General features: G+C 37.6%; 23 protein-coding genes. 11 read left to right on the top strand and 12 right to left on the bottom strand.

Translation table 11 applies throughout. The features are described from left to right. Positions 1-5 precede the first annotated feature (5 nt). The 11 genes from AB1278_RS15490 to AB1278_RS15440 all read right to left on the bottom strand — a co-directional run bounded on the left by AB1278_RS15490 (position 6) and on the right by AB1278_RS15440 (position 12516). Entirely contained in the window at positions 6-371 is a 366-nt protein-coding gene (locus AB1278_RS15490) for a hypothetical protein (RefSeq protein ID WP_110011120.1), read from the bottom strand. 269 nt (positions 372-640) lie between these two features. Then, the gene (gene acs, locus AB1278_RS15485; RefSeq protein ID WP_202843852.1) at positions 641-2548 is read right to left on the bottom strand and encodes an acetate--CoA ligase; all 1908 of its coding nucleotides are present in this window, start codon (positions 2546-2548) and stop codon (positions 641-643) included. A gap of 61 nt (positions 2549-2609) precedes the next feature. Beyond that, positions 2610-4496: an AMP-binding protein gene (locus tag AB1278_RS15480; RefSeq protein ID WP_429817369.1), complete on the bottom strand. Its 1887-nt coding sequence runs from the start codon at positions 4494-4496 to the stop codon at positions 2610-2612. Positions 4497-4565: 69 nt separating this feature from the next. Beyond that, complete coding sequence (locus AB1278_RS15475; RefSeq protein ID WP_110011117.1) at positions 4566-4925, bottom strand: response regulator transcription factor; 360 nt, start codon at positions 4923-4925, stop codon at positions 4566-4568. A gap of 9 nt (positions 4926-4934) precedes the next feature. After that, positions 4935-7637: an ATP-binding protein gene (locus AB1278_RS15470; protein ID WP_395974924.1), complete on the bottom strand. Its 2703-nt coding sequence runs from the start codon at positions 7635-7637 to the stop codon at positions 4935-4937. Continuing rightward, positions 7630-7824 carry a hypothetical protein gene (locus AB1278_RS15465; protein WP_062670711.1) on the bottom strand — a complete coding sequence of 65 codons (195 nt, stop codon included), beginning with the start codon at positions 7822-7824 and terminating at the stop codon, positions 7630-7632. Before AB1278_RS15465 ends, AB1278_RS15470 begins: the two co-directional genes overlap by 8 nt. Positions 7825-7826: 2 nt before the next feature. Further along, the gene (locus AB1278_RS15460) at positions 7827-8285 is read right to left on the bottom strand and encodes a GNAT family N-acetyltransferase (protein ID WP_343642117.1); all 459 of its coding nucleotides are present in this window, start codon (positions 8283-8285) and stop codon (positions 7827-7829) included. A gap of 64 nt (positions 8286-8349) precedes the next feature. Continuing rightward, positions 8350-8577 (bottom strand): DUF6814 family protein, encoded by a 228-nt coding sequence (locus tag AB1278_RS15455; protein WP_062670707.1) that lies wholly within the window; start codon positions 8575-8577, stop codon positions 8350-8352. A 43-nt stretch (positions 8578-8620) separates the two neighbouring features. Next, on the bottom strand, positions 8621-10201 hold the full coding sequence (locus AB1278_RS15450; protein WP_202843846.1) for an MFS transporter: 1581 nt from the start codon (positions 10199-10201) through the stop codon (positions 8621-8623). Positions 10202-10427: 226 nt separating this feature from the next. Further along, positions 10428-11807, bottom strand: coding sequence for a porin (locus AB1278_RS15445; protein ID WP_202843844.1), 1380 nt, complete (start codon positions 11805-11807; stop codon positions 10428-10430). A gap of 292 nt (positions 11808-12099) precedes the next feature. Beyond that, positions 12100-12516: an IS1/IS1595 family N-terminal zinc-binding domain-containing protein gene (locus AB1278_RS15440; protein WP_062670701.1), complete on the bottom strand. Its 417-nt coding sequence runs from the start codon at positions 12514-12516 to the stop codon at positions 12100-12102. A gap of 160 nt (positions 12517-12676) precedes the next feature. Between AB1278_RS15440 and AB1278_RS15435 the strand changes: the two genes are divergently transcribed. From AB1278_RS15435 to argH, 8 genes are all read left to right on the top strand, one after another. Then, positions 12677-13342, top strand: coding sequence for a GNAT family N-acetyltransferase (locus tag AB1278_RS15435; RefSeq protein WP_062670699.1), 666 nt, complete (start codon positions 12677-12679; stop codon positions 13340-13342). Then, positions 13314-14510 (top strand): argininosuccinate synthase, encoded by a 1197-nt coding sequence (gene argG / locus AB1278_RS15430; protein ID WP_429815493.1) that lies wholly within the window; start codon positions 13314-13316, stop codon positions 14508-14510. The genes AB1278_RS15435 and argG overlap by 29 nt, the downstream gene beginning before the upstream one ends. Positions 14511-14562: 52 nt before the next feature. Continuing rightward, positions 14563-15528, top strand: a complete 966-nt coding sequence (gene argC / locus AB1278_RS15425) for an N-acetyl-gamma-glutamyl-phosphate reductase (RefSeq protein WP_429815490.1) — start codon at positions 14563-14565, stop codon at positions 15526-15528. Between the two features lie 261 nt (positions 15529-15789). Further along, positions 15790-16929: an aspartate aminotransferase family protein gene (locus AB1278_RS15420; RefSeq protein WP_429815487.1), complete on the top strand. Its 1140-nt coding sequence runs from the start codon at positions 15790-15792 to the stop codon at positions 16927-16929. Positions 16930-17169: 240 nt separating this feature from the next. Beyond that, positions 17170-18126: an N-acetylornithine carbamoyltransferase gene (locus AB1278_RS15415; protein WP_429815484.1), complete on the top strand. Its 957-nt coding sequence runs from the start codon at positions 17170-17172 to the stop codon at positions 18124-18126. A gap of 68 nt (positions 18127-18194) precedes the next feature. Continuing rightward, entirely contained in the window at positions 18195-18989 is a 795-nt protein-coding gene (gene argB, locus AB1278_RS15410) for an acetylglutamate kinase (RefSeq protein WP_202843834.1), read from the top strand. Next, a complete protein-coding gene (locus AB1278_RS15405; RefSeq protein WP_343642136.1) occupies positions 18964-20046 on the top strand; it encodes a M20 family metallo-hydrolase in 1083 nt (360 codons plus the stop codon). Before argB ends, AB1278_RS15405 begins: the two co-directional genes overlap by 26 nt. 260 nt (positions 20047-20306) lie before the next feature. Continuing rightward, positions 20307-21611, top strand: a complete 1305-nt coding sequence (gene argH / locus AB1278_RS15400; RefSeq protein WP_429815482.1) for an argininosuccinate lyase — start codon at positions 20307-20309, stop codon at positions 21609-21611. 431 nt (positions 21612-22042) lie between these two features. Here the strand turns inward: argH and AB1278_RS15395 are convergent, their stop codons facing one another. Beyond that, positions 22043-22504, bottom strand: coding sequence for an Lrp/AsnC family transcriptional regulator (locus AB1278_RS15395; protein WP_002980286.1), 462 nt, complete (start codon positions 22502-22504; stop codon positions 22043-22045). A 240-nt stretch (positions 22505-22744) separates the two neighbouring features. Here AB1278_RS15395 and AB1278_RS15390 point away from each other — a divergent pair, with 240 nt between their 5' ends. The 3 genes from AB1278_RS15390 to AB1278_RS15380 all read left to right on the top strand — a co-directional run bounded on the left by AB1278_RS15390 (position 22745) and on the right by AB1278_RS15380 (position 25200). Continuing rightward, positions 22745-23635 (top strand): aspartate carbamoyltransferase catalytic subunit, encoded by an 891-nt coding sequence (locus AB1278_RS15390; RefSeq protein WP_110011104.1) that lies wholly within the window; start codon positions 22745-22747, stop codon positions 23633-23635. Between the two features lie 96 nt (positions 23636-23731). Next, on the top strand, positions 23732-24805 hold the full coding sequence (locus tag AB1278_RS15385) for a carbamoyl phosphate synthase small subunit (RefSeq protein WP_121487400.1): 1074 nt from the start codon (positions 23732-23734) through the stop codon (positions 24803-24805). 41 nt (positions 24806-24846) lie between these two features. Then, on the top strand, positions 24847-25200 hold the full coding sequence (locus AB1278_RS15380) for a four helix bundle protein (RefSeq protein WP_062670677.1): 354 nt from the start codon (positions 24847-24849) through the stop codon (positions 25198-25200). Positions 25201-25250: the final 50 nt, after the last annotated feature.

Raw genomic sequence — 25250 nt, 5'->3', positions numbered from 1 at the left:
ATCGATTAGAATTTCACTTCAGAATTCATACCGTCACTTGACGTTTTGATTTTAATATCAGGGCTGCTGTGGATTTCTGCTCTGTTTCTTGCATCAATATATTTTTTGATGGTATCATAATTGGTTTCATTGATCTTCATGTTTTCAAATAAATAGGATTTCAATGCAGCATTCTGAATAAATGCATTACGTGCAAGATCAATCTGATTAAGGTCATTTACGGTAACACTTGCCAGAAATTGAGAATTACCGGAACCATCAGTAAGGTATACAATATAATCTGAGTTTTCAAATCCTGAATTTTCCAGATCACTTTCCAGTTTTTTGTAGTCGCTGTGATGACCAAATACTCCAGCTAATATATGTGACATAGTTAATTGGTTTTAAGTTCCCATTAAAGTTACTAATAATTTTCTGATTATCATTGCATTTAAGGCAATATAATTTGTTAATTAACATTCTGTTTTTAATAGAAAAAGATAATATTTAAAAATAATTATTGAACGGGTGTTTAATTTTAACAATTGGATAATAGACAATAGCATCGGATGATGATGTATTTAAATTCCTTTATTTACTGTACTATAATAAAAAGCCCCGAAATAAATTCCGGGGCTTCCATTGGTTAAATAATGATTAATTAAATTCTTTCGTTTTTAATTTCTTCTACAATTTCAGGATTTAAAAGCGTACTGATATCTCCAAAATTACTGAAGTCACCTTCGGCAATTTTTCTTAGAATTCTACGCATGATCTTTCCGGAACGGGTTTTCGGAAGCCCGGAAACAAACTGTATCTTATCCAGTTTCGCAATGGGTCCGATCTGATCCGAAATTAACTGATTGATCTCCTTTTTAAGATTTTCCTTATCACGTCCTTCTCCGGTTTCTTTAAGCATTACATAGCCATACAGCGCATTTCCTTTGATGTCATGAGGGTAACCTACAATGGCGGATTCTGCAACAGCCGGATGCTGGTTGATGCTGTCTTCAATAGGAGCTGTCCCAAGATTATGCCCTGAAACGATAATTACATCATCTACACGCCCGGTAATTCTGTAATAGCCCACTTCATCTCTCAAAGCTCCGTCTCCTGTAAAATATTTTCCAGGGAAAGCTGTAAAATAAGTTTCTTTATATCTTTGGTGGTCTCCCCAGATGGTTCTTGCGATTCCCGGCCATGGAAAACGGATACAAAGATTTCCTGTCACCTGATTTCCTGTGATTTCATTGCGCTTATCATCCATCAGAACGGGTTGTACACCTGGAAGTGGAAGAGTAGCATAAGTAGGCTTTGTAGGCGTCACAAAAGGAAGAGGTGAAATCATAATTCCTCCGGTTTCCGTTTGCCACCATGTATCTACAATCGGACATTTTTTCTTTCCCACATGATCGTTGAACCAGTGCCATGCTTCATCGTTGATGGGCTCACCTACAGAACCAATGACTTTCAGAGAACTCAGATCATGCTTATCCACCCATTCAGCACTTTCTTTTGCTAAGGAACGGATCGCAGTAGGTGCCGTATAAAACTGAGTGATCTTGTGTTTTTCAATCACTTCCCAGAAACGGTCCGGTTCCGGATAAGTAGGAACGCCTTCAAAGATCACTGTAGTAGCACCATTCAGCAGCGGCCCGTAAAGAATATAGGAGTGTCCTGTGATCCATCCGATATCTGCCGTACACCAGTAAATATCATTTTCTTTATAGTTGAATACATTTTTAAAAGTATATGCGGTGTACACCATATACCCGGCGCAGGTGTGCAGCATTCCTTTAGGTTTTCCTGTAGATCCGGAAGTATAAAGAATGAAAAGAGGATCTTCAGAATCCATAATGACAGTAACAAAATCAGGAGAAGCTTTTTCATACAGATCGGCCATCCAGTAATCTCTTCCTTCTTGCATTTTAATTTCGTTGTGGGTTCTTTTTACAACAAGAACTTTTTCCACGGTCGGCGTTTTTTCCAGCGCATCATCTACAATGCTTTTCAGATCCAGAACTTTATTACCTCTGTAGCTTCCGTCCGATGTGATAACCATTTTGGCTTCACAGTCATTGACCCTTGAAGCCACTGCTGAAGCTGAGAATCCTGCAAAAATAACAGAATGAACAGCTCCCAGTTTTGCACAGGCAAGCATCGTAACAGCCAGTTCAGGAATCATAGGAAGATAAATACAGACCCTGTCTCCTTTTTCAATACCCATATCGCGCAAAACATTGGCCGTTTTATTCACCCGGGTGTATAATTCGCTGTAAGAAATATACTGTGCTTCTTCCTTAGGATCGTTGGGTTCCCAGATGATTGCTGTTTTTTCTCCTCTGATGGTAAGATGTCTGTCGAGACAGTTTTTGGTAATATTGAGTTTCGCATTTTTAAACCAGGTGATCTTCGCTTCATTCATGTCGTACTTAACAACCTTGCTCCATCTCTGATACCACACGAAGTTTTGATCTGCAACTTTATCCCAGAATTTTTTAGGATTTTTGATAGACTTCTTATAGTCTTCAAAATATTGTGGTAAATCTTCTATTAAGTAATTTCTCATATCCCTATCGTTTTTTGAAATTTGAATTTATTATATTTTAAATTTATGTTTAATTTCCTATTTAAGCTCTATAAACATGGATTTTTTCCTGGATTTCCTCAATGATTTTTTCATCATCAATAGTGGATGGAATCTGAAAATCTTTACCGTCCAGCAGTGTCCGGATCAGCTTTCTTAAAATTTTTCCGGATCTCGTCTTGGGTAAACGTTTGAGAACCATTACGTCTTTTAAAAAAGCAACTGCTCCGATTTTGTTGCGAACCATCTGAACGATATCTTTTTCAATATCTTCTTCAGAAATCGCCGAGCCGTTTTTCAAAACCACTGTGGCAAAAGGAACCTGTCCTTTTAAATCATCATCAATACCTACAACGGCACATTCGGCAACATCAGGATGTGAGGAAACAATTTCTTCCATTTCAGAGGTCGAAAGCCTGTGTCCTGCTACATTAATCACATCATCCACTCTTCCTGTAATGAAAATATAGCCGTCTTCATCCTGAATAGCACCATCTCCCGAAAAATAATACCCTTTATACTGAGACAGGTAACTGCTTTCAAAACGGGCGTAGTCTTTCCATATTCCAAGCATGGCGCCAGGTGGGAGGGGAAGTTTGATCACCAGATAACCTTCATGATGAGGATTGAGTTCGTAACCGTTTTCATCAAATATTCTAATATCATATCCCGGAACAGGCTTTCCTGCAGATGCTCTTTTGATCTGATAATTTTCATCATGAGTCAACAACCCCAGCATTGGCCAGCCGGATTCTGTCTGCCACCAATGGTCTATTGCCGGAACACCAATATGTTCTGCAAACCAGTCCAAAGTGGCAACATCGCATCTTTCACCAGCGAGAAACTGTTTTTTAAAATGGGTTAAATCGTATTTTTTTACCAGTTCTCCGTTCGGATCTTCTTTTTTAATAGCTCTGATAGCAGTAGGGGCCGTAAACATCACCGAAACTTTATATTCTGAGATAATTCTCCAGAAAGTTCCTGCATCAGGAGTCATGATGGGTTTTCCTTCAAAAATAACAGTCGTGTTTCTATTGATTAAGGGTCCGTACACGGAAAAGCTATGGCCAACCGCCCATCCGAAGTCTGAAGCAGCCCAATACGTTTCTCCCGGTTCTACACCATAGATATAAGTCATTGAGAATTGTAATGCAGTGGCATAACCTCCCGTGTCACGAACGATCCCTTTAGGCTTTCCGGTAGTTCCTGAGGTGTAAAGAAGGTAAAGCGGATGAGTGGATTCTACAGAAACGCAGTCCGCAGGAGCTGATTTTTCTAACAGTTCTTCATAATCAATCAATCCGTCAAACATCTCATCCTGATTATCTACTAATTTTCTGTTGTATACAACAATATTGTCTACTTTGTCCTGAGCCAGCTCAATTGCTTTTTCTACCAGTGGCAGATAAGGGATTCTCTTTGCAATTTCCACACCGGCTGTAGCTGTGATTAAAACTTTCGGTTTGCAGTCATCAATTCTGACAACAAGCTCGTGAGGAGCAAAGCCTCCGAAAACCACATTGTGAATCACCCCGATTCTTGCGCATGCCAGCATGGCAAAAAGTGTCTGCGGAATCATAGGCATATAAATAACGGCTGTGTCTCCTTTTTTTAATCCTAAAGAAACCAGTCCTCCAGCCAGTTTTGCTATTTCCTCTTTTGCCTGATGAAATGTGTAGGTTTTCTTCTGATGGGTTACAGGAGAATCATAGATAATTGCAACCTGATCCCCGAATCCGTCTTCAATGTGTCTGTCAATGCATAAGTAACACATATTGAGCTTTCCGTCAGAAAACCACTGTGGGTAATCGTTCTCACCATTGGAAAGAATCTGTTGCGGAAATTCAAACCATTGTATTTTCCCGGCCTGTTCCTTCCAGAAGTCTTCTTTGTTTTCTATGCTTTGTTTAAATAAGGTATCTGTATTCATATCAATATTAAGGTCAATAGTTGTGTTTAGTGTCTGCATGTCATTGCGAGCCGCAGGCGAAGCAATCTCTTAAAACATCTCCTCAATCTGCTGCATCAGTTTCTTAATCGAGTAGGGTTTTGTAACGTAAGCGTCAGCTCCCATTTCCAATCCTTTTTCAATATCTCTTGGGTTATTTTTAGCACTTAGAAAAATCACTTTGGTGTCTTTCAGTTTTTCATCCTGTTTAATAAGATCCAAGGTGCTGTAGCCATCCAGATTCGGCATCATAATATCGAGAAGAATCACATCCGGAACCATGGTTTTCAAAAAGTCAAGGACTTCCATTCCGTCACGGGCAATATAAACATCATATCCGTTTTTCTTAAAGCTGTATTCCAACGACATCAATATTTTGTGTTCGTCATCCGCAATGATTATCTTTCTCATAAGAAGGTTTTAATGGTGTTCAACTTCATCTGTAATCTCTTTTTTAGTTTTTTTGGGAATGTTGATGGTGAAAGTTACGCCCAGCCCGCTGTTTTCTGCTTTTATACTTCCTCCATGTGCCTCTACAATTTTTTTGGAAATGGCTAATCCCAGTCCGCTTCCTGTAGGCTTTAATATGTTTTGGTTTTTCGATTGATAAAATTTATCAAAAATCATTTCCAGATCCTCTTCCGGAATATGCTTTCCGGTATTGAAGATGGTAATGATCAGCTGCTGATCTTTTTCAAACAATTTGGTCTGAATGGTGCCATGTTCTTCCGTAAATTTTAAAGCATTTCCCCAGATATTCTGAAACAGCTGAATCATTCTTGCTTCATCATATTCAAATATAGACTGATTCAGGAGATTAACTTCACTTAAATGAATATTTTTCTGCTGTATCAGGTGAAGGAGCGGACTCAATGCTTTTTTATACGTGTCAACAATATTATTTTCCTGAATATGCAAAGAGATTTCACCATGCTGCAATTTATCCAGATAAAGAATATCATTGATGATTTCGCTTAATCTGTCGGATTCTGTGATGATGTTGTTTAAAAACTCCTGTTTGATGTCAAAAGGGATATCATCGTCATCCGCTAAAATTTCTCCTGCTGAACGGATGGCCGTAATCGGAGTTCTTAGCTCGTGAGCGACCGAATCCAGAAAATCGTCTTTTTGACGGTCTTTAATAATCAGACTTTCATTGGCAGTCCTCAGATCATTAGACAGTTTCTGAAGTTCTGCAGACTGTTCGGTAAGCTTTTTATTCAAGCTGATATTTTCCTGCGATTCTTCGAGAATGTTTAAAACTTCTTTTAAAGATATTTTATCTTCCTTGGTTACTCCTTCAATCAATATTTTTGCGGAAGCTGTACCGATTCTTCCGGCCAAAAGGTTTTCTGAGAATTTGATAAACCTTGAATCGGCTGTCTCAGTATTGGAGTCGATGTTATATTTTAAATTAAAAATCCTTAAGGCCTGTTCCGTTTTATTCTTACCTAAGAAACGTTCCAGAATATTCTGAATATCAGATATGTAGGCTGTTCCGCGCCAGATGAAAGCATTTTCGTGATTCTGAATGTACTTATCAATATCTACGTAAAGCTCAGCAAAGTTTCTTTCGCGGTAATTTCCTTTTGAACTTACGGAAACTATGGTAAACAGGCTTGTATTGACCAGCATCGACCAGAAAAAGATCTGTGGAATTCTTCCTAAATAAGGAATGGTAAAAAAACCGAAAGCATTATACATATCCCTCAAGACCCCTTTAAATTCCTGATTGTACGAAAAATAATACTGGGGAATAATCAGCCCGAAATAGCATATTACCAATCCGGCTAAAAGTCCTGTAACAGCACCTTTATAGCTTCCTCTTCTCCAGAATAAAGCTCCGAAAAATGCAGGTGCCAGCTGTGCAATCACGACAAATGAGATTAATCCTACCGAATCCAGGGAAGTTTTCAAAATGAAATACTTGTAGAAGGCAAAAGCCATAATGATCAATGCGAAAATACTGAACTTCCTGATATTGGTGATGATTCTTGTATTTTGCTCCTCGCTTTCAGATTTTAATTTTCCCAGCAATCCGTATGGAATGATGAGGTTGTTGGAAAGCATGATGGATAAAGTAATGGCAGAGATAATGATCATGGAAATACATGAGCTTAATCCTCCAAGAAAGACGAATACTGTGATCAAAGTATTGTCGAAATGTTGTGGAATCAGAATAGAGTAGAACTCAGGATTTACTTTCTGTCCGTCAAAAATTAATCTTCCTCCCCAGGCAATCGGGAAAATAAATACAGTAAAGATTAGAAGGTAAAGTGGAAAAAACCAAATAGCTGTTCTGATGTGCTTTTCCTGCCTGTTTTCAACAATAGCAGTGTGGAACTGTCTTGGGAGAATGCAGATCGCTGTTGCGGAAATCATGCAGAGAACCATCCAGTTCAGGGCACCTTCAATTCCGTTGAAGGTGTTTTTTTCTTTAAAATCTTCAAATTTACTGGCTTTCTCATAAATATCTGAGAAACCATCAAAAACATAATAAATGACAAAAAATCCGAGAATAATAATAAAAAATAGCTTTAAAAAACTTTCCAGAGCAATGGCGGAGATAATTCCAAGCCTTTTTTCTGAAGCATCTACATATCGTGTTCCATAATAAGAAGAAAATAAAGCGATTAAAATTACCACGAAAGTTGCATTATCAGTCAGAATGTCTTTCGACATCGGAGTTTCAGTTACCAGATGGAAGGTTTCAGAAATGGCTTTAATCTGCAGGCCGATATAAGGAACTATCGCCAGAAGGCAGACTATCGTGATAATGGCACTCAGGCTTCTGCTGTTCCCGTATCTCAATGAAATGAAATCGGCCAGGCTGCTTATTTTGTTGACCCTTGAAATTCTTACAATCCGGGTATTGATATAGATCCATGCCGGAATAATCATAATAGGTCCAATGTAAATTGGCAAATAGTTTAATCCGCTTGTCGCTGCCACACCGATACTTCCATAATACGTCCAGGCAGTACAATATACAGCAAGAGATAAAGCATAGATGTATGGATTATTGATCCAAAGCTTGCTTCTTTTCTTCTCTGCCAGGTAGGCAACTAAGAAAAGGAGGGCCAGATAAAACAGAACGACAAAAAATAATGCGAAACTACTCATCATGTCTTTTTACAATTACAAAAGAAATCACAATGGAAATCATCCAGACCACGAACAGGTAAATAAGGATCATAGGATAGCCCAAAACTTCCCTGTCACTATTGAAAAGCAGTGAAATAGGAATGCTGAAAGCAATCATAAGCCCTACGCTCAGTATGATAAGTTTTTGTTCGTGTCTTTTTTTCATAATTATTTTATTTCCTTACTGAAGCATATCGCTTCTTCACGTCCGATGTAAATTCCATAATTTTCAATGACCTTATATTCGTTTTTCAGATAAAACTTTACGGCATTGTCATTTTTTTTACGGGTTTCCAGATAGATGTATTTATAGTCGAATTGTTTTGCGGCTTTTTCTAACGCCGAGAGAATCTTTCCGCCCAGTCCTATATTTTTTTCCAGGGAGAACATGCGTTTAATTTCACATATTTCTGGTGAAAGGGGGCGAAAACCTCCACAGGCTATGGGTTTTTCATCACTTACAGCAATGAGGAACAAAGCTTTCTCCTGAGAAAAGTCATCAAGGTTTGCACTTTTGCTTCCACTCTCACCAGAGATTGTAATAAGAGAAGTATTTAATCTGCAGATGAGGTCAATAACGTTCTTATCCTGAGAAGGACGGGGAATTGCTTTAATCGTGATATCCATTTTTTTATAATTGATAACAGATCATTGATGAATGCCGCATTCATCAATGATCTGTTTTTTGCTTTTAAATTTTATCGTCAGAATATTCTCCTTTTAAGGCGTAATAACCGAAAACTGCCATTCCGCCTGAGATAATCGGCATCAGTACAAAAAGAATGATGATGCCAAAAACCAGATCTTCCTGTTTTCCGGAAGTTATTTTCGGGATTCCCAGTACGGTAATTCCGAAGTAACCCACAATTACTGCTATTGCGATCCAGAGAATGCCTAATATTTTTTTTAGTCCGTTCATTTTAGTAGTTTTAAAATTAATAAAAATTTGAGTGATTCAGTACCTAATCGTGAAGATTATTGTTCTTATTTTTAAGATAAAATAATCCGATGATCAAACATACGGCAGCGACTCCAATCGGGTACCAGAGTCCTTCCAGATACCATGTTGTATGTCCTGCTTCTTTTCCTGTAGTTACCAGATAAGTGGCTACCGCCGGAAGAAGTCCTCCGAATACCCCGTTTCCAATATGATAAGGTAATGACATTGAGGTGTAACGGATTCTCACAGGGAACATTTCAACAAGGAAAGCCGCGATAGGTCCGTAAACCATGGTTACAAAGATCACCTGGATGAAAACAAGGAATACCAGGTACCATTTGGTGTTGTCACTTAATTTTAAACTTTGAGAAACTTTGGCTTCCTCCGGTTTTCCGTCTTTCATAGCAACTCCTGATGGAGACCAATGAACTACGCTGTCTTTTTTAATTAAAGTTCCGTCTGTATAAAGTGTTTCTTTGTGAAAAGTCACCAGGCTGTCTGTCGCAATATCATTGTGGATTTTCGCCGTTCTTTTTTCTGTAATTCCATTTGCTGCAATTGTTTTGTTTTCGAGGTTTACACTTTTAAACATGCTGTCGTAAATAGGTCTGTACGCTAAAATAGCGATCAGCATTCCGGTCATCATCACTGCTTTTCTGCCGATTTTGTCAGAAAGCCATCCAAAGAATACAAAGAAGGGTGTTCCTAAAAATAAAGCCGTAGCCATCAATGAATCTACCTGCGCCGATTCTACATTCATGACCTTTTGAAGGAAACTCATGGCATAGAATTGTCCTGTATACCAGATCACACCTTGTCCCATCGCAGCCCCGAATAAAGCCAATAGTACAAATTTGAAATTGTATTTGTTTCCGAAACTTTCCTTTAAAGGGTTTTTGGATGTTTTTCCCTCACTTTTGGCTTTCGCAAAAAGAGGAGATTCTTTCATGTTCTTTCTGATAATGTAAGATACGGCCACCATCAAAATGGAGATCCAGAATGGAACTCTCCATCCCCACGTATCAAATTCTTCTGCAGAAAGAGTGGTCTTGGTGATCAGAATAACAATTAATGAAATGAAAAGTCCGGCTGTTGCTGTAGTCTGGATCCAGGAGGTCCAGTATCCGCGGCGATGAGGTTGTGCGTATTCTGCGACATACGTGGCAGCACCTCCGTATTCACCTCCTAAAGCAAGCCCCTGAAGTAATCTTAAAATTAAAACCAAAACCGGCGCCAGAAATCCAATGGTTTCATAACTTGGAATACATCCGATCAGGAAAGTGGAAAATCCCATAATCAGTAACGTAACCAGGAAAGTATATTTTCTTCCGATAAGATCTCCCAGTCTCCCGAAAAATAATGCCCCGAAAGGTCTTACTACAAATCCGGCAGCAAAAGTGGCCAGGGTAGATAAAAATGCAGCAGTAGGATTATCCGCAGGGAAAAATTTGGTGGCTAAAACAACGGCCAGACTTCCAAAGATATAGAAGTCATACCATTCTATCAATGTTCCGAGAGATGAGGCAGTGATCACACTCCAGATGGTGCGGTTTTTCTGCCTGTCGGTCATATTTTCGTAGCTTTCGTGATGATTTTCGCTCATATTGATTAGTTTTTGATGTTAGTGGAATAGGATTATTAATTTGAATTTTTTGAACCGTTAAGGGCTTTGAATGAAACTATTTCAAAAAAGTGTCATTCTGAATGAAATGAAATGTAATGAAGAATCTCATGTGTGTCTGGATGTCAGTAAGATTCTTCATTCGTCAGAAATCGAAGATTCGACTTAGTCAATTCCCAATCCATCTTAATTCTTAATGGTTCAAATTTTAAAGGTAGATTTGAAACTGTACAATAAATTCTCCTTTAGAAGAAGGACTTTCCGTAGGATTTGTATAAACAGGTCTTGTGGAATACTGTGTCGTTATTTTTGCGTGATGTCCGTCTATAAACCAATTGGCTCCGACATCAAACTGAGATGAAGATTTATCAAAAGCCTCAAAACTTTTATGAGTATAAGCAGCAAAAGGCTGTATTCTGATTTTTGGCTTTTCTGCCTGACTCGGTAATAGTAAACCTGCCTGAGCGTAGATAATATTACCTGTTCCAATGGTTGGCTGTAGATTTCCTGGTCCTGCAATGGCTTTATTCCCTATAAAATTAGGATCAGAGGCGCCAATATTCATGGTTCCCAGATTTCTTACATAGTTCGGTCCGAAATTGTAATTATAATATCCGGCATAGGCAGAAACTGCCATTTTATTTTTTGCCTCACCCAAAGGAATATCTGCAAACGCATCTACAGCAAAAAGGGTAATATCATGTTTTTCAATGTTTGAATTGACAGAAGTTCTTGTTCCGTCAGCCTGATGATAAAAACCGGCACCTACATTGAAGACTTTTTTTGTTCCCAGGTAAGATCCAACTTTAAAAGGAAGTGTGTTGGATTCTTCATCAAGGAACTGATATTCAACATACCCTGCTTTTGAAAAACTTGGATTTCCATTATTGTCTACGGCTACTGCTTTTGAAGGATCTGTTACATTCACAGGAACAAGATCTGTGGCGAAAGGTTTATTTAAACTGAAACGATATTCCAGTTTTCCGTACTTTCCTTTGGCAAACATTCCAAGCTGTCTTGCAAACTGATCTGAATTATCAATCAAAGGCCATGAAAAAACAGGAGAATCTAATGTAAGGAAGTTAAGCGTGGAAGCCATGGTCATACGGGAAAGCCCCATATAGTAGTGTAGTCCGGCCCCTAAAGTTAAACTGAATTTTCCCGCTTCTCCAGGTAAAATAACTGCATATTCGTTCCAGGCATCATGAAAGAACAGCTGGGTTTTCTTTCCGTTTCCATAACCTCCTGTTCCTGAGGTGCCTGAAGCGCCGCCATTGATGAAAGTCTGATTATTAATTCCGAAATGGAGCAGGATCATATATCTCTTAGAGATCTGTGCGTATGTTAATGCACGTAACCTTCTGTTTCCCAGACTCCATGAGTTGTCAGTGGGTTCACCGCCTACCATGGTTCCGGGGTTCATAGATGTATTTCTTACCCAAAACTGGTCCCATAAAATAAATCTGACGAATTTATCCCCGTTTTGGTTGAGGTTAAGTTTTAAGCCACTGCCATAATCAGGAGAACCTTGTGAGTATAAGGAACTACTGATTAAAGCTAATCCAATGAATGTAAGTAATTTCTTCATAAATTATCAATTTTTGGCGTTGTTTTTTGTGAATGCCAAATTGTAATTAATAATTTATTTATGAAAATTTAATATATATTAGTGGTAATAGTATAGTTGGTATTTGATAGACTTTGATTTTCGGGATTCGGGGTTCGAGGTTTGGTGTTTAAGATTTTAAAATCATACTTTTTTTTAAATATTTGATATACAGTTATTTATAAGAGTATTTTTACCTCTGTTTTTAAACCTCATGACTCGCATCCCGAAACCCCGCACCCCGTAACTCGTACCCCGTACCCCGTACCCCGTACTACTTCTTAAACCGTTCCCACTTAATCAGCATATACTTATCGGCAAATTGGGTGATGATAATTCCGGAGTTTTTAATATTCTCTTCCTGGGCGATATATTCAATCAGTTCGCTTTGCTTTAGTATCTTATAAACAGGATGGAATTCAGAATGGGGCGGTCTGGTGATATTGTATTTTTTAATCCATGAGCTTATGGTAACATGGGAAACACCGATAATTCTTTCAATTTCACGGTAACTTAAGCCTTCCAGATAAAGCTGAAGAGCTTTGGTTACGTAGTAATCGTCAATTTGCTTTCCCAGTTTTTTAACAGTAAAATAATAATTGCAGTCTTTGCAGTGGAAGCGCTGTTTATTGTTGATAATGCCGCTTTTTACTACTTTGATACTCTTGCATTTAGGACAGGTGTTTTCCATAACTATATTATTTTAGCAAATATATAATAAATTAGCAAATGTATATTTTTAAATAAAGATAATTTTACCTGTTTAAAATTTTAAAACAAAAAAAATATCTTTTTTATTTGGATTTAAAAGAAATTATATTTTAAATTTGCCAAAAAATTTAGATAAATAAATGGAAATAGAAATTTCCTCATGCGAACATCTAATGTATGTGAGTGAAATACAGCAGGAAATGTATGATTCTGCACAGCGTAGAGGAACGGGTATCGCAAAACGTTCCATAGAATATTTGAGTAAGAAGATTTCAGAAGGCAATGCTGTGGTAGCCACTGAAAACGGTGAGTGGGTAGGTTTCTGTTATATAGAGACCTGGTCGCATGGGAAGTTTGTGGCCAATTCGGGGCTGATTGTGTCACCGAAATTCAGGAACGGGGGAGTAGCGACTCAGATCAAGCAGAAAGTTTTCCAGTTATCTAGAGACAAATATCCGGATGCGAAAGTATTTGGATTAACAACAGGTTTGGCAGTGATGAAAATCAATAGTGATTTGGGATATAAACCCGTGATCTATTCTGAACTGACTCAGGATGAAGAATTCTGGAACGGATGCAAGAACTGCGTGAACTATGAGATTTTAATGATGAAGGAACGCAAAAACTGTCTGTGTACAGCCATGTTATTTGTTCCGGAAAACGATAAAAAAAAAGAGGAGGTAGTGAATAATCTGCCTGAAAATAAATATGATGGAATGATTCAGAAAGATTTTGATGAATTCCATGTGACCATTAATAAAAATAAAAAGAGTCCAGATGAAAAAGAAAGTCATCTTAGCGTTTAGCGGAGGTTTAGATACTTCCTACTGTGCTAAATATCTTAGTGAAACACTAGGGTATGATGTGTATGCTGTTACTGTAAACACCGGAGGTTTTTCAAAAGAAGAAGAAAAAGAGTTGGAAAGAAAAGCCTTAAACCTTGGAGTAAAAGAGTACAGGTGCGTAGACGCTCAGGAAGATTACTATAATTCATGTGTGAAATATTTGATTTTCGGGAATGTATTGAAAAATAATACATATCCTCTATCGGTAAGTGCTGAACGTACTATTCAGGCGCAGGAGATTGCAAAATATGCCATTGAAGTACAGGCAGATGCCATTGCTCACGGAAGTACAGGAGCAGGGAACGATCAGGTTCGTTTTGATCTCATCTTCCAGGTAATGTGTCCGAATATCGAAATCATTACGCCTATCCGTGATATGGCTTTATCCCGTGAGGAAGAGATTGAGTTTTTGAAGCAGCATGGGTATGAAATGGAATTCCATAAAGCTCAATATTCTGTTAATAAAGGACTTTGGGGAACTTCAGTAGGTGGTAAAGAAACTTTAACTTCAAGAAATTACCTGCCGGAAGAAGCTTTTCCGTCCCAGATTAAAGAAACTCAGCCTTCAGAACTTGAAATTGAGTTTAAAAACGGAGAAGTTATAGCTGTCAATGGAGAAAGCTTTGACCACTGTGTATACGCCATTCAAAAAATAGAAGAACTGGCTTCAGCATTTGGAATTGGTCGTGATATTCACGTAGGGGATACCATTGTTGGGATTAAAGGACGAGTAGGATTTGAAGCGGCAGCGGCATCAGTGATTATCAAAGCGCATCATTTATTGGAAAAACATACGCTTTCAAAATACCAGCAAATGATGAAGTCGCAGTTATCCGACTGGTATGGAAACTGGCTTCATGAAGCACTTTTCTTAGATCCTGTCATGAGAAATATTGAGTCGTTCCTGACAGATTCTCAGAAAACAGTAACCGGGAAAGTATTTGTAACTCTTCATCCTTACAGATTTATTTTGAATGGAATTGAATCTGCTCATGATCTGATGTCCGACAAATTCGGAAGCTATGGAGAAGCGAACAGAGCATGGACAGGCGATGATGTGAAAGGGTATACTAAGATTGTTAGCAATTCTCTCAATATATACCACCAGATTAACCAGAATATCAACTAGTTCCGAAGGGACGATTTAATGAAAGGCAGAACAAAATGCTGTCAGAATCAAAATGAAGAAAACAGTAGGAATCATTGGTGCCAACGGTTATACAGGAAGTGAGCTGATACGCTTACTGGCTTTTCATCCCCATGTGACATTGAGTTTTTTATATAGTCGTTCGAATTCGGGAACAAAAATTTCAGATCTGTACCCGGATTTAACGACGGTTTGTGAAATGGTTTTGACGGATAAGCCTGAAGACGTAGATATTCTTTTTCTGTGTCTTCCTCATAAAGAAAGTCAAAACTGGTTAACGCAGAACCCTGTCAAAGATGAAACGCTGGTGATTGATCTTGGAAACGATTTCCGTTTAGAAGGAAATTTCGGAAACAGAGATTTTATCTACGGATTGCCTGAAATTAATAAAAAACAACTGACGGGTGCTAAGAGTATTGCCAACCCGGGATGTTTTGCTACGGCTATTCAATTGTCCTTGCTGCCATTGGCGGAAAAAAGAGTGTTGAATGAGGTCTTTACCACGGGGATTACGGGTTCTACAGGAGCCGGGCAGTCTCTGCAGGCAACGACTCATTTTACCTGGAGAAATGATAATGTTTCAGCCTATAAAACTTTAACACATCAACATGTGGATGAGATTTTACAACAGCTGATTGCATTTAATAATAAAGAATTAAACCTGAACTTTGTTCCTTGGAGAGGAGATTTTGCAAGAGGGATTTTTACAAGTTCCACCATGAAGACGGATCTGGAGCTGGAGGAAATAGAACAGTTGTATCAGGATTTTTATGCAGAGGAGCCTTTTGTTACAGTAAGCAGGAAGGCAGTGGATTTAAAGCAGGTTGTCAATACCAATCGCTGCGTGATTCAAATCGAAAAGAGTGGAAATGTAGTCGTTATTCACTCAGCGATTGACAATTTGTTAAAAGGTGCTTCGGGACAGGCTGTACAGAATATGAATCTGGCTATGAACTGGGACGAAAATGCAGGACTGAACCTGAAACCGATAGCCTTTTAAATTGACAATAAATAATTGAAAATTTTAAACAAAAAGTAAATCCGACTTAGGAAAATGGAGCGTTAAGAAAATTAATTCTATGAACGTTAAGAAAATTCTACTGTTCGAAGTGCAAGGAAAATAGAGAACCGAAGAACCCATTTGGATTTCGCACAAGTTTTAGAATTTTTAGAGAATAGAACTAATTTTTAGCGGAAGTTTCCAGGTCTTGAACTTTTGTTTCTTTTGTTTTAAGACAAAAGAAAAATAAAAAACAAAAAAATGAATTTATTCAACGTATATCCATTATTCAATATCAATCCGGTTAAAGCACAGGGATCTTTTCTGTGGGATGACAAAGGAGAACAATATCTTGATTTTTACGGAGGTCATGCGGTAATCTCTATCGGGCACAACCATCCGTATTATCAGAATAAGCTGAAAGATCAGCTGGAAAAAATATCTTTCTATTCCAATTCTGTTCAGAATGAATTGCAGACGGAGTTAGCAGAAAAACTGGGTAAACTTTCAGGGTATGAAGATTATAACCTTTTCCTATGTAATTCCGGAGCGGAAGCCAATGAAAATGCATTGAAGCTGGCTTCTTTCCATAACGGGAAAAGCAAAGTGCTTTACTTTTCAGGTTCATTCCACGGCAGAACTTCTGCAGCGGTTTCAGTGACTGATAATCCGAAAATTGTAGCTCCGGTTAATTTTTCTGAAAGATTTATCAAATCAGAATGGAATGATGTACAACAGCTTGAAGAAACCTTTGAAAAATATGGAAATGAAATCTCTTCTGTGATCATCGAGGGAATTCAGGGAGTTGGTGGCATTATGATTCCGACACCGGAATTTTTATCTAAAATCAAGGAACTGTGTGAAAAATATGATGCTGTTCTTATTTTGGATGAGGTGCAGTCCGGATACGGGAGAAGCGGATATTTCTTTGCACATCAGGAATTTGGTGTAGAAGCAGATATTATTACAACCGCAAAAGGAATGGGAAATGGCTTTCCTGTGGGTGGAGTTTTGATCCATCCTAAATTTGAGGCGAGCAATGGTTTGCTGGGAACGACATTTGGAGGAAACCACCTTGCCTGTGCCGCTTCTATTGCTGTTCTGGATGTTATGAAAGATGAAAATCTTATCGAAAATGCTCAGAAAATGGGTGAGTATATTGAAAATGAAATTAAAGATTTACCACATATTAAATCCATCCGAAGGAAAGGATTGATGATCGGAATAGAACTCGACAGAGACTGTTCAGAAGTAAGGAAAGAATTACTGTTCGATCATCATATTTTCACTGGAAACTCTAATGATAAAAGTGTTTTAAGGATTCTTCCGGCACTGAATATCAAAAAAGAGGAAACGGATCTTTTCATCAATGCTTTGAAAGCAGTGCTTGGAAATATTTAAACCATAAAAGTCACAAAAGAATTTAAACACTTAAGTGATTTTAAGAAAATACTACAGGCTTAAGAAGTGCACTTAAGTTTTCGAAAATCTTTGATTTTCTTCTTCTGTGAGCTTATATATTTTCAAAATAATCAACTTTTAAAACTTAAGTGTTCTAAAGTGTTTTAGTAAAAACTTTTGTGCCTTTTGTGGTTAGATCAACAATCAATGTGTAAACACAATCTTTAAAATTAGTTTAAAATGAAAAAATTTACCTCTGTAAGTGATGTAGAAAACTTACAGGAAATCATAAAAAAAGCTTTACAGATAAAAGCAGACCCCCTTACTGAAACACAAAAAGGAAAGGGAAAAACAATCGGACTTGTATTTTTAAATTCAAGTTTGAGAACCCGTCTGAGCAGTCAGATTGCAGCTCAAAATCTTGGGTTGAATGTATTGACGTTAAATGCAGCACAGGAAGCCTGGAATCTTGAATTTGCTGATGGAGCGGTAATGAACGGAGACACGGTAGAACATATCAAAGATGCTATTGAAGTGTTAAATCAATATTGTGACATCATTGCGGTACGTTGTTTTGCAGGGATGAAGAGCAAAGAAGATGATGTGAATGAAAGCATCCTGACCCAGTTTGAAAAGCATGCAAAAGTACCTGTCATTTCTCTGGAATCAGCTACACGCCATCCTTTACAAAGTCTTGCAGATTGCATCACCATTACAGAAAACTGGAAAAAAGACTATAAACCAAAAGTAGTATTAACATGGGCGCCACACATCAAGCCTATCGCTCATGCTGTTGGAAATTCTTTCGCAGAATGGATGCAGGAAATGGATGTGGAATTGGTGATTGCTAATCCCGAAGGGTATGATTTAGATAAAAACTTTACCAAAGATGTGAAAGTAATCCATGATCAGGATGAAGCGTTGAAAGATGCAGACTTTATCTATGTGAAGAACTGGTCTTCTTTTGATGATTATGCTGCAATGCCAGAAGTGAAGGGAAACTGGATGCTCACGAATGAAAAATTAGCCAATACCAATAATGCGAAAGTAATGCACTGCCTTCCGGTTCGCCGTAATGTAGAATTGAGTGATGAGGTGATGGATGGAGACCATTCTATCATTTATCAGCAGGCAAAAAACCGGATTTTCTCTGCACAAGCCGTATTCAGTGAAATTTTAGATGAATTAAAAGCTTAAAATAATCCTTGTTAAGGTTCAAAACCTTGACAAGGATAGAAAAGATCAAGTATCCCAAAATGTTTACAATGAAAGAAAAGTTATACATCATAAAAATTGGCGGAGCTTTAATTGATGATGAGGAATTATTAAGCCAATTCTTAGAACAGTTTTCTGAAATTACTGAAAAGAAAATCCTTGTTCATGGCGGTGGCAAGCTGGCAACAACGCTGGCTGATAGACTGGGCATTGAGCAGAAAATGATCAATGGCAGGAGGATTACGGATAAAGAAACTTTGGACATTGTAACGATGGTGTATGCGGGAGGAATTAATAAAAATATTGTTGAAAAGCTGCAGCAGAAAAAATGCAATGCCATAGGATTCTCGGGGGCAGACGGAAATTTAATTAAAGCTAAGAAAAGAGAACATCCTGAAATCGATTTTGGATTTGTGGGGGATATTACCAAGAAAAGTGTAAACAGAAAGCTGGTTTCAAAACTCATCAAACTGGATCTTGTTCCTGTATTTTCTGCGATTACCCACGACAGAAAAGGAAATCTTTTCAATACCAATGCAGATACCATTGCTTCTGTGATGGCGCAGGCTTTGTCTGAGAAATATGAAGTTGAACTGTTGTATTGTTTTGATAAAGAAGGTGTTTTGGAAGATGTGAATGATCCGGAATCGGTGATCAGAAGTGTCAATGAAGAAGAATTCACGGTATTAAAAGAGGAAGGAAAACTTCATAAAGGGATTTTACCCAAACTTGAAAATGCTCTTGGAGCGATAAAAAATAATGTAAATAAAGTGTTTCTGATCAAAGAAACAGAACTGAAAAACCATATAGAAAATCATCATGCAGGAACTGAAATCTGTTTATAATAAAGAAGAACTGTTGAATAATGCGGTCGGATTGCTTAAAAATTTGATTGAGATTCCTTCATTCAGTAAAGATGAATTCAATACGTCGGTAGAGATTGAAAATTTTTTCAAAAAACATCAGATTCCTACCAAACGTTTTAAAAACAATATCTGGGCGGTGAACAAACACTTTGATGTGTTTAAGCCTTCCGTTTTACTGAATACCCATCACGATACGGTAAAGCCTAATAAAGCTTATACACTTGATCCGTTTGTACCGATCGAAAAAGAAGGTAAACTGTTCGGATTGGGAAGCAATGATGCAGGAGCTTCTCTGGTTTCTATGGCACAGGTTTTTTTACATTTTTATGATAAAGAAGATTTAAAATATAATTTAGTTATTGCTTTGACGGCAGAGGAGGAGATTTCAGGATTTGATGGAATCGAAGCCTTATTTCCGCAGCTACCCAACATAGAACTCGCCATTGTAGGAGAACCCACGCAGATGAACCTGGCGATTGCAGAAAAAGGACTTCTTGTGATTGATGGAGAAATGAAAGGTACTCCTTCTCACGCCGCTCATCCTAATGATGATAACTCAATTGTAAAATGTATGCAGGATCTGCAGAATATTCTTTCCTTTAAATTTCCGAAGGTTTCAGAATATCTGGGCGAAGTTAAAGTTACTTTATCAGGAATCCATGCAGGAGTACAGCATAATGTGGTTCCGGAATCGTGCAATTTTACATTGGATGTGAGGGTAACGGATGAATATTCCAATCAGGAAGCATTTGAAATCATTCAGTCTCAGATGAAATCTACATTAAAAGCAAGATCGTTCAGGCTGAATTCCTCCAAGATCGAAATGGATCACCCGTTTGTAAAAGCAGGAATTGAAGTCGGAAGGACAACCTATGGTTCACCTACTTCCTCAGATCAGGCGATTATTCCATGTACATCAGTGAAAATAGGTCCTGGAGACAGCAGGCGCTCTCATACAGCAGATGAATTTATCTATATCCATGAAATAGAAGAAGGAATAGAAATTTACATTAGCATTTTAGAAAAAGTGTTATAAAAATGGAAGATGGGTGTAGGAAGAGGGAAGTTATTGCAGTATGTTATTAGCTTCCTGCCTCCAGCCTCAGGCTTCCAGCTCAATATATGTTTTGACTCCGTCCGGCAGGCTCTAGAAGTTCAGTTTTTAATAAGATTTATGCAAAAAGAAAATTAAAAATGAAAGCTTTACATAAGGAAATGTTTTTTTATAGTTATTAGTAATAAGGATTGCCTTGCCGGGCATGTCAGAACCAACAAATATTTAAATCAAATATTATCATGAAAAAAATATGGCAGAAGGATGACCTTGCCACCAATATATTAGTCAATCAATTTACAGTCGGTAAAGATCTTGACTTCGACGAGCGTTTAGCTAAATATGACGTTAAAGGTTCTATGGCACATTGTAAAATGCTGGCAGAAACCGGCATTATTACAAAAGAAGAATCAGAGCAGATGTTATCTGTTTTACATAGTATTTTAAATCAAATTGAGGATGGGACTTTTGAAATTGATAAAGAAGCTGAGGATATCCATTCTCAGGTAGAAGCGATCCTGATTGAAGAATTAGGAGATACGGGAAAGAAAATCCATACGGCACGATCAAGAAATGATCAGGTTTTACTGGATATCAAATTGTATTTATTGGATGAAATCCGTGAGATTACAGCCCTTACAGACGAGTTTTTTCAGATTTTAATTCAGCTGGCAGATCAGCATAAAAATGTTCTGCTTCCGGGATACACCCATTTTCAGATTGCGATGCCTTCATCATTTGGGTTGTGGTTCGGAGCTTATGCAGAAGCGCTTTTGGATGATGTGGAAATGCTGTTTTCAGTGAAGAATATCATTAATAAAAATCCACTGGGATCAGCAGCAGGTTATGGTTCGTCTTTTCCGATCAATCGTGAAAGTACCACCTATAACTTAGGCTTCCAGTCCATGAATTACAATTCTGTATATGCTCAGATGACCCGTGGAAAGTCAGAAAAAATGCTGGCCATGGCGATGGCCACTTTAGCGGGAACGCTTGGCAAGTTCGCTTATGATGTATGTCTTTATCTGAGCCAGAACTTTGATTTTATCAGTTTTCCAAAAGAATTTACTACGGGAAGCAGTATTATGCCGCACAAAAAAAATCCGGATATCTTTGAGCTGGTTCGTGCACGATGCAACAGAATTCAGTCACTTCCAAACGAACTGATCCTTTTAACAAGCAATCTGCCTTCAGGATATCACAGAGATGTACAGCTGACAAAAGAAATTCTTTTCCCTGCGATAGATTCTTTAAAGGAATGTCTGGAAATCTTAAGCTATACTTTACCGAATATTAAGGTGAAAGACGGGATTCTGGAGGACGAGAAATACAAATACCTTTTCAGTGTGGAAAAGATCAATGAAGAGGTGAAAAGCGGAAGTTCTTTCCGTGATGCTTATGTAAAAGTAGGGCAGGAAATTGAAAACAATACGTTTGAATTTGAACCCGGAAATCTTGAACATACCCATCAGGGAAGTATAGGAAATCTTTGTCTGGATAAAATAGAATATCAGTTCAATAAACTGAAAAATAAATTATTGGGTTAGAATCTAAGCCATTAGGATCATCAAAACTTAGGCAAAAATCAGTAGAATTTCTAAAATTATTTTAGCCTGCTGTCTTTTCGTTGTGGAAGCCTTAATCTTAAATCTTATCTGCTTAAGTGATCTTAATGGTTGGATTTTACTCTGCTCTTTGAATTTGATGATTGATCTTTAAACTGACTATGGTTGAAAATTGAGATTAAATCTGCTGTATAAAATTTTATCAGAGATAAAATCTTTGCGCCTTAAAGCATAAAGTTTATAAATTTCTTTTGCGTCTTTGCGTTTTCTAACAAAATAGTAGAAATGAAAAGGTTGGTATACGCAAATGCGCAAGGAATTGTATAATAAATATTTCTCTTTTAAGACGCAAGAAAATCAAAGATTTGCAGCAATTGAAATAGGAATGAATAATGAGTTTAAAATAGAAGGGATTATTCCAGATCAATTTTAAATTTGGTAGATTTTTTCACCTCGTGAAGAACGATAGAACTGTGGTACTGTCCGATATTGGGAATGTTTGAAATAACATTAACCGCAAATTCGTTATAAGAATTGATGTCCTTGGCAATAATCTTCAACATATAGTCGTACTCTCCGGAAAGGCTGATGATTTCCTGTACTTCATCATATTTTCCGATATGGTTCTCAAAAGTTTCCAAAACTTTCTTGGATTGTTCTTTGAGACGGACATTACAATAGACTACAATATTTAAACCCAGTTTTTCACGGTTTAAAAGTCCCACATACTTCTGAATGATCCCCTGCTTCTCCAATTGTTTGATTCGCTCATACGTAGGAGTAAAGGTAAGGCCTATCTTTTCGGAAATTTCTTTTACCGATAATGTAGAGTCTTCCTGAATAATGCTGAGAATCATTTTGTCTTTTAAATCCATAGAATAAATTTGAGTGTTAACAAAAATATTAATTTTAAATGAGAATAAGGAAATACTGAAGTTTTTAATTTATTTTAAACATAATTTTTGCCAGTTCATAAAATTGTTGTATCTTTGCACCTAATGAATAAAAAAGCATTTATATCATTAGATTTACCGGGCGAAAGCGCCCTTTACGATATTTATTGTTATTAGCGAAGATTGTTGTCTTCGCTTTTTTTATGCCCAAAAATTAGAAATATGTTTACGATTACAGAACTAAGCACCGAGAGAATCAACAGTATACTGACAGAAGCACTGGCTTTTGCAAACGGTAAAACTGCTAAAATTGAAGGAGAAGTTTTTTGCTCAAATCTTTTCTTCGAAGACAGTACAAGAACAAAAACAAGTTTTGATCTTGCAGAAAGAAAACTGGGACTTCAGGTAGTTCCTTTTGATGCATCACACAGTTCGGTAAACAAAGGGGAGAGTCTTTATGACACTGTAAAGACTATTGAAAGTATAGGAGTGAACCTTGTAGTAATCCGCGATAAGAAAGACAGATACTTTGAAGAACTGAAAAATATTAACATTCCGGTGATCAACGGAGGAGACGGAACAGGAAATCACCCTTCACAATGTATGCTGGATTTGCTGACTATCTATCAGGAATTCGGAAAGTTTGAAGGCCTTAAGGTAGGAATTGTAGGAGATGTAAAACACAGCCGTGTAGCCAACTCAAATGCAGAGGCGCTAAGAAGACTGGGAGCCAAAGTATACTTCTCAGGACCGGAACAGTGGTTTGACGAAGGAGCTTTGATCAACGGAACTTATATGTCGGTAGATGAACTGATCGGCGAAGTGGATGTGTTAATGCTATTAAGAATCCAGCACGAAAGACATGATTCCGCAATGAGCTTCACCGCTTCAGAATACCATAAAAGATATGGTCTGACGAAAGAAAGAGAAAAGGCGATGAAAAAAGAAGCGATCATCATGCATCCGGCTCCCATCAACAGAGGAGTGGAAATAGATTCGGATCTTGTGGAATGCGAAAGATCAAGAGTTTTCAAACAAATGCAAAACGGAGTATTCGCAAGAATGGCCATCTTAAAAGGAGCATTGGAAAGCAAAGGGTATACTTTTAAATAAGAACCAGGATAAAAGTAAAAAGTAAAAAGGTAAAGAGCCCGGTAGGGGCGACCTGTTAATGACATATAATAAAATAATAAGAGATAAAAGTTTAAAATGAAGAAAAAATTAATACTGGAGTCCGGTGAAGTGTTTCATGGAGAAGGTTTCGGAGCAGAATTGGAAACTGCAGGGGAAGTAGTTTTCAATACCGGAATGACAGGGTATCAGGAATTGATTTCTGACCCATCGTATTGCGGTCAGATAGTTTGTATGACCTATCCGCTTATCGGGAATTATGGTATTAACCGTGATGATTATGAAAGTATCGAGCCGGCAATCAAAGGACTTATCGTAAAAGAACTTTGCGATCTTCCTTCCAACTTCCGTACTCAGATCACTTTAGATGAATTATTTAAAAAGAAAAACCTTTCAGGAATTTCAGGAATCGACACCAGAAGACTGACAAGAGTTCTTCGTAACCATGGAGTGGTAAAAGGAAAAATTGTAAATGCTGATGCTGATGAAACGGCAGTAGCTTCTGAATTGAAATCAACAACTTTCCCTACCAATCAGGTTGAGGAGGTTTCTACAAAAACACCTTATGCTAATCCAAACAGAGGTTTCAAAGTAGTATTGGTAGATTTCGGAGCCAAACTGGGAATTATCAGAGAACTGTCTCAGAGAAACTGTGACATCATCGTGGTTTCTCAGGATACCACAGCAGAAGAAATCCTGTTGATGAATCCGGACGGAATTATGTTGTCAAACGGTCCTGGTGACCCTGAAGATGTACCGCATGCTTTAGACATGATCAGAGGATTATTAGGAAAAGTTCCAATCTTCGGAATCTGTTTAGGACACCAGTTAATTGGTCTTGCTTGCGGAGCAAAAACTTTCAAACTGAAATTCGGACACAGAGGAGGAAACCACCCGGTATTGGATCTGGAGAAAAATACAGTAGCCATTACTTCTCAAAACCACGGATATGCGGTAGATCAGGAAAGTTTAAAAGGGACAGACCTTATCGAAACGCACATCGCCCTGAATGACAGAACAAACGAAGGATTAAAACACAAAATCCACCCTTGCTTCTCCGTTCAGTATCACCCTGAAGCAAGCCCGGGTCCTGAAGATGCAAACTACCTGTTTGATGAGTTCATTCAAATGATGGAGGACTTTAAGAAATAAGAGTGACTTCAGATATTAGACATCAGATAGCAGACTTTATCATGCATAATTTTGAAAAATTGGTCTTTTGGCAGAAATCTATTGAACTTGCAAAACAGGTTTATATCATTTGTGCGGAGTTACCTAAAGATGAAAAGTTTGGTTTGATCTCTCAAATTAAAAGATCTGTAATCTCTATTCCTTCAAATATAGCTGAAGGTGCAGGAAGAAATAATGATAGAGAATTTTATCATTTTCTTGGAATAGCAAATGCATCCTCCTTTGAGTTACAGACCCAGTTAATTTTAACTAGAGAATTAAATTTACTTGAAGCAGAAAAGGTTAATGGTTTAATATCAAATCTAAATGAAATTCAAAGAATGATTTATACATTCAAATCTAATTTAAAAAAGTAAAACAACCTGTTGGAAGTCTGAAATCTGACATCTAACATCTTGTATCTAAA

It is taken from the genome of Chryseobacterium sp. NRRL B-14798 (genome assembly GCF_050470705.1).
GTDB lineage: Bacteria > Bacteroidota > Bacteroidia > Flavobacteriales > Weeksellaceae > Chryseobacterium > Chryseobacterium cupriresistens.
Note: the sequence above shows the minus strand (reverse complement) of the source record. Positions and strands in the feature narration are given on the sequence as shown.

Bases quoted from the DNA above. Each gene is read 5' to 3' on its own strand.
- AB1278_RS15455 (WP_062670707.1), bottom strand. From the start codon at position 8,577: ATGAACGGACTAAAAAAAATATTAGGCATTCTCTGGATCGCAATAGCA.
- AB1278_RS15380 (WP_062670677.1), top strand. From the start codon at position 24,847: ATGCATAATTTTGAAAAATTGGTCTTTTGGCAGAAATCTATTGAACTT.
- AB1278_RS15435 (WP_062670699.1), top strand. From the start codon at position 12,677: ATGGAAATAGAAATTTCCTCATGCGAACATCTAATGTATGTGAGTGAA.
- argB (WP_202843834.1), top strand. From the start codon at position 18,195: ATGAAAGAAAAGTTATACATCATAAAAATTGGCGGAGCTTTAATTGAT.
- AB1278_RS15405 (WP_343642136.1), top strand. From the start codon at position 18,964: ATGCAGGAACTGAAATCTGTTTATAATAAAGAAGAACTGTTGAATAAT.
- AB1278_RS15445 (WP_202843844.1), bottom strand. From the start codon at position 11,807: ATGAAGAAATTACTTACATTCATTGGATTAGCTTTAATCAGTAGTTCC.
- AB1278_RS15415 (WP_429815484.1), top strand. From the start codon at position 17,170: ATGAAAAAATTTACCTCTGTAAGTGATGTAGAAAACTTACAGGAAATC.
- AB1278_RS15480 (WP_429817369.1), bottom strand. From the start codon at position 4,496: ATGAATACAGATACCTTATTTAAACAAAGCATAGAAAACAAAGAAGAC.
- argH (WP_429815482.1), top strand. From the start codon at position 20,307: ATGAAAAAAATATGGCAGAAGGATGACCTTGCCACCAATATATTAGTC.
- AB1278_RS15390 (WP_110011104.1), top strand. From the start codon at position 22,745: ATGTTTACGATTACAGAACTAAGCACCGAGAGAATCAACAGTATACTG.
- AB1278_RS15395 (WP_002980286.1), bottom strand. From the start codon at position 22,504: ATGGATTTAAAAGACAAAATGATTCTCAGCATTATTCAGGAAGACTCT.
- argC (WP_429815490.1), top strand. From the start codon at position 14,563: ATGAAGAAAACAGTAGGAATCATTGGTGCCAACGGTTATACAGGAAGT.
- AB1278_RS15460 (WP_343642117.1), bottom strand. From the start codon at position 8,285: ATGGATATCACGATTAAAGCAATTCCCCGTCCTTCTCAGGATAAGAAC.
- argG (WP_429815493.1), top strand. From the start codon at position 13,314: ATGAAAAAGAAAGTCATCTTAGCGTTTAGCGGAGGTTTAGATACTTCC.
- AB1278_RS15465 (WP_062670711.1), bottom strand. From the start codon at position 7,824: ATGAAAAAAAGACACGAACAAAAACTTATCATACTGAGCGTAGGGCTT.
- acs (WP_202843852.1), bottom strand. From the start codon at position 2,548: ATGAGAAATTACTTAATAGAAGATTTACCACAATATTTTGAAGACTAT.
- AB1278_RS15470 (WP_395974924.1), bottom strand. From the start codon at position 7,637: ATGAGTAGTTTCGCATTATTTTTTGTCGTTCTGTTTTATCTGGCCCTC.
- AB1278_RS15475 (WP_110011117.1), bottom strand. From the start codon at position 4,925: ATGAGAAAGATAATCATTGCGGATGACGAACACAAAATATTGATGTCG.
- AB1278_RS15420 (WP_429815487.1), top strand. From the start codon at position 15,790: ATGAATTTATTCAACGTATATCCATTATTCAATATCAATCCGGTTAAA.
- AB1278_RS15440 (WP_062670701.1), bottom strand. From the start codon at position 12,516: ATGGAAAACACCTGTCCTAAATGCAAGAGTATCAAAGTAGTAAAAAGC.
- AB1278_RS15490 (WP_110011120.1), bottom strand. From the start codon at position 371: ATGTCACATATATTAGCTGGAGTATTTGGTCATCACAGCGACTACAAA.
- AB1278_RS15385 (WP_121487400.1), top strand. From the start codon at position 23,732: ATGAAGAAAAAATTAATACTGGAGTCCGGTGAAGTGTTTCATGGAGAA.
- AB1278_RS15450 (WP_202843846.1), bottom strand. From the start codon at position 10,201: ATGAGCGAAAATCATCACGAAAGCTACGAAAATATGACCGACAGGCAG.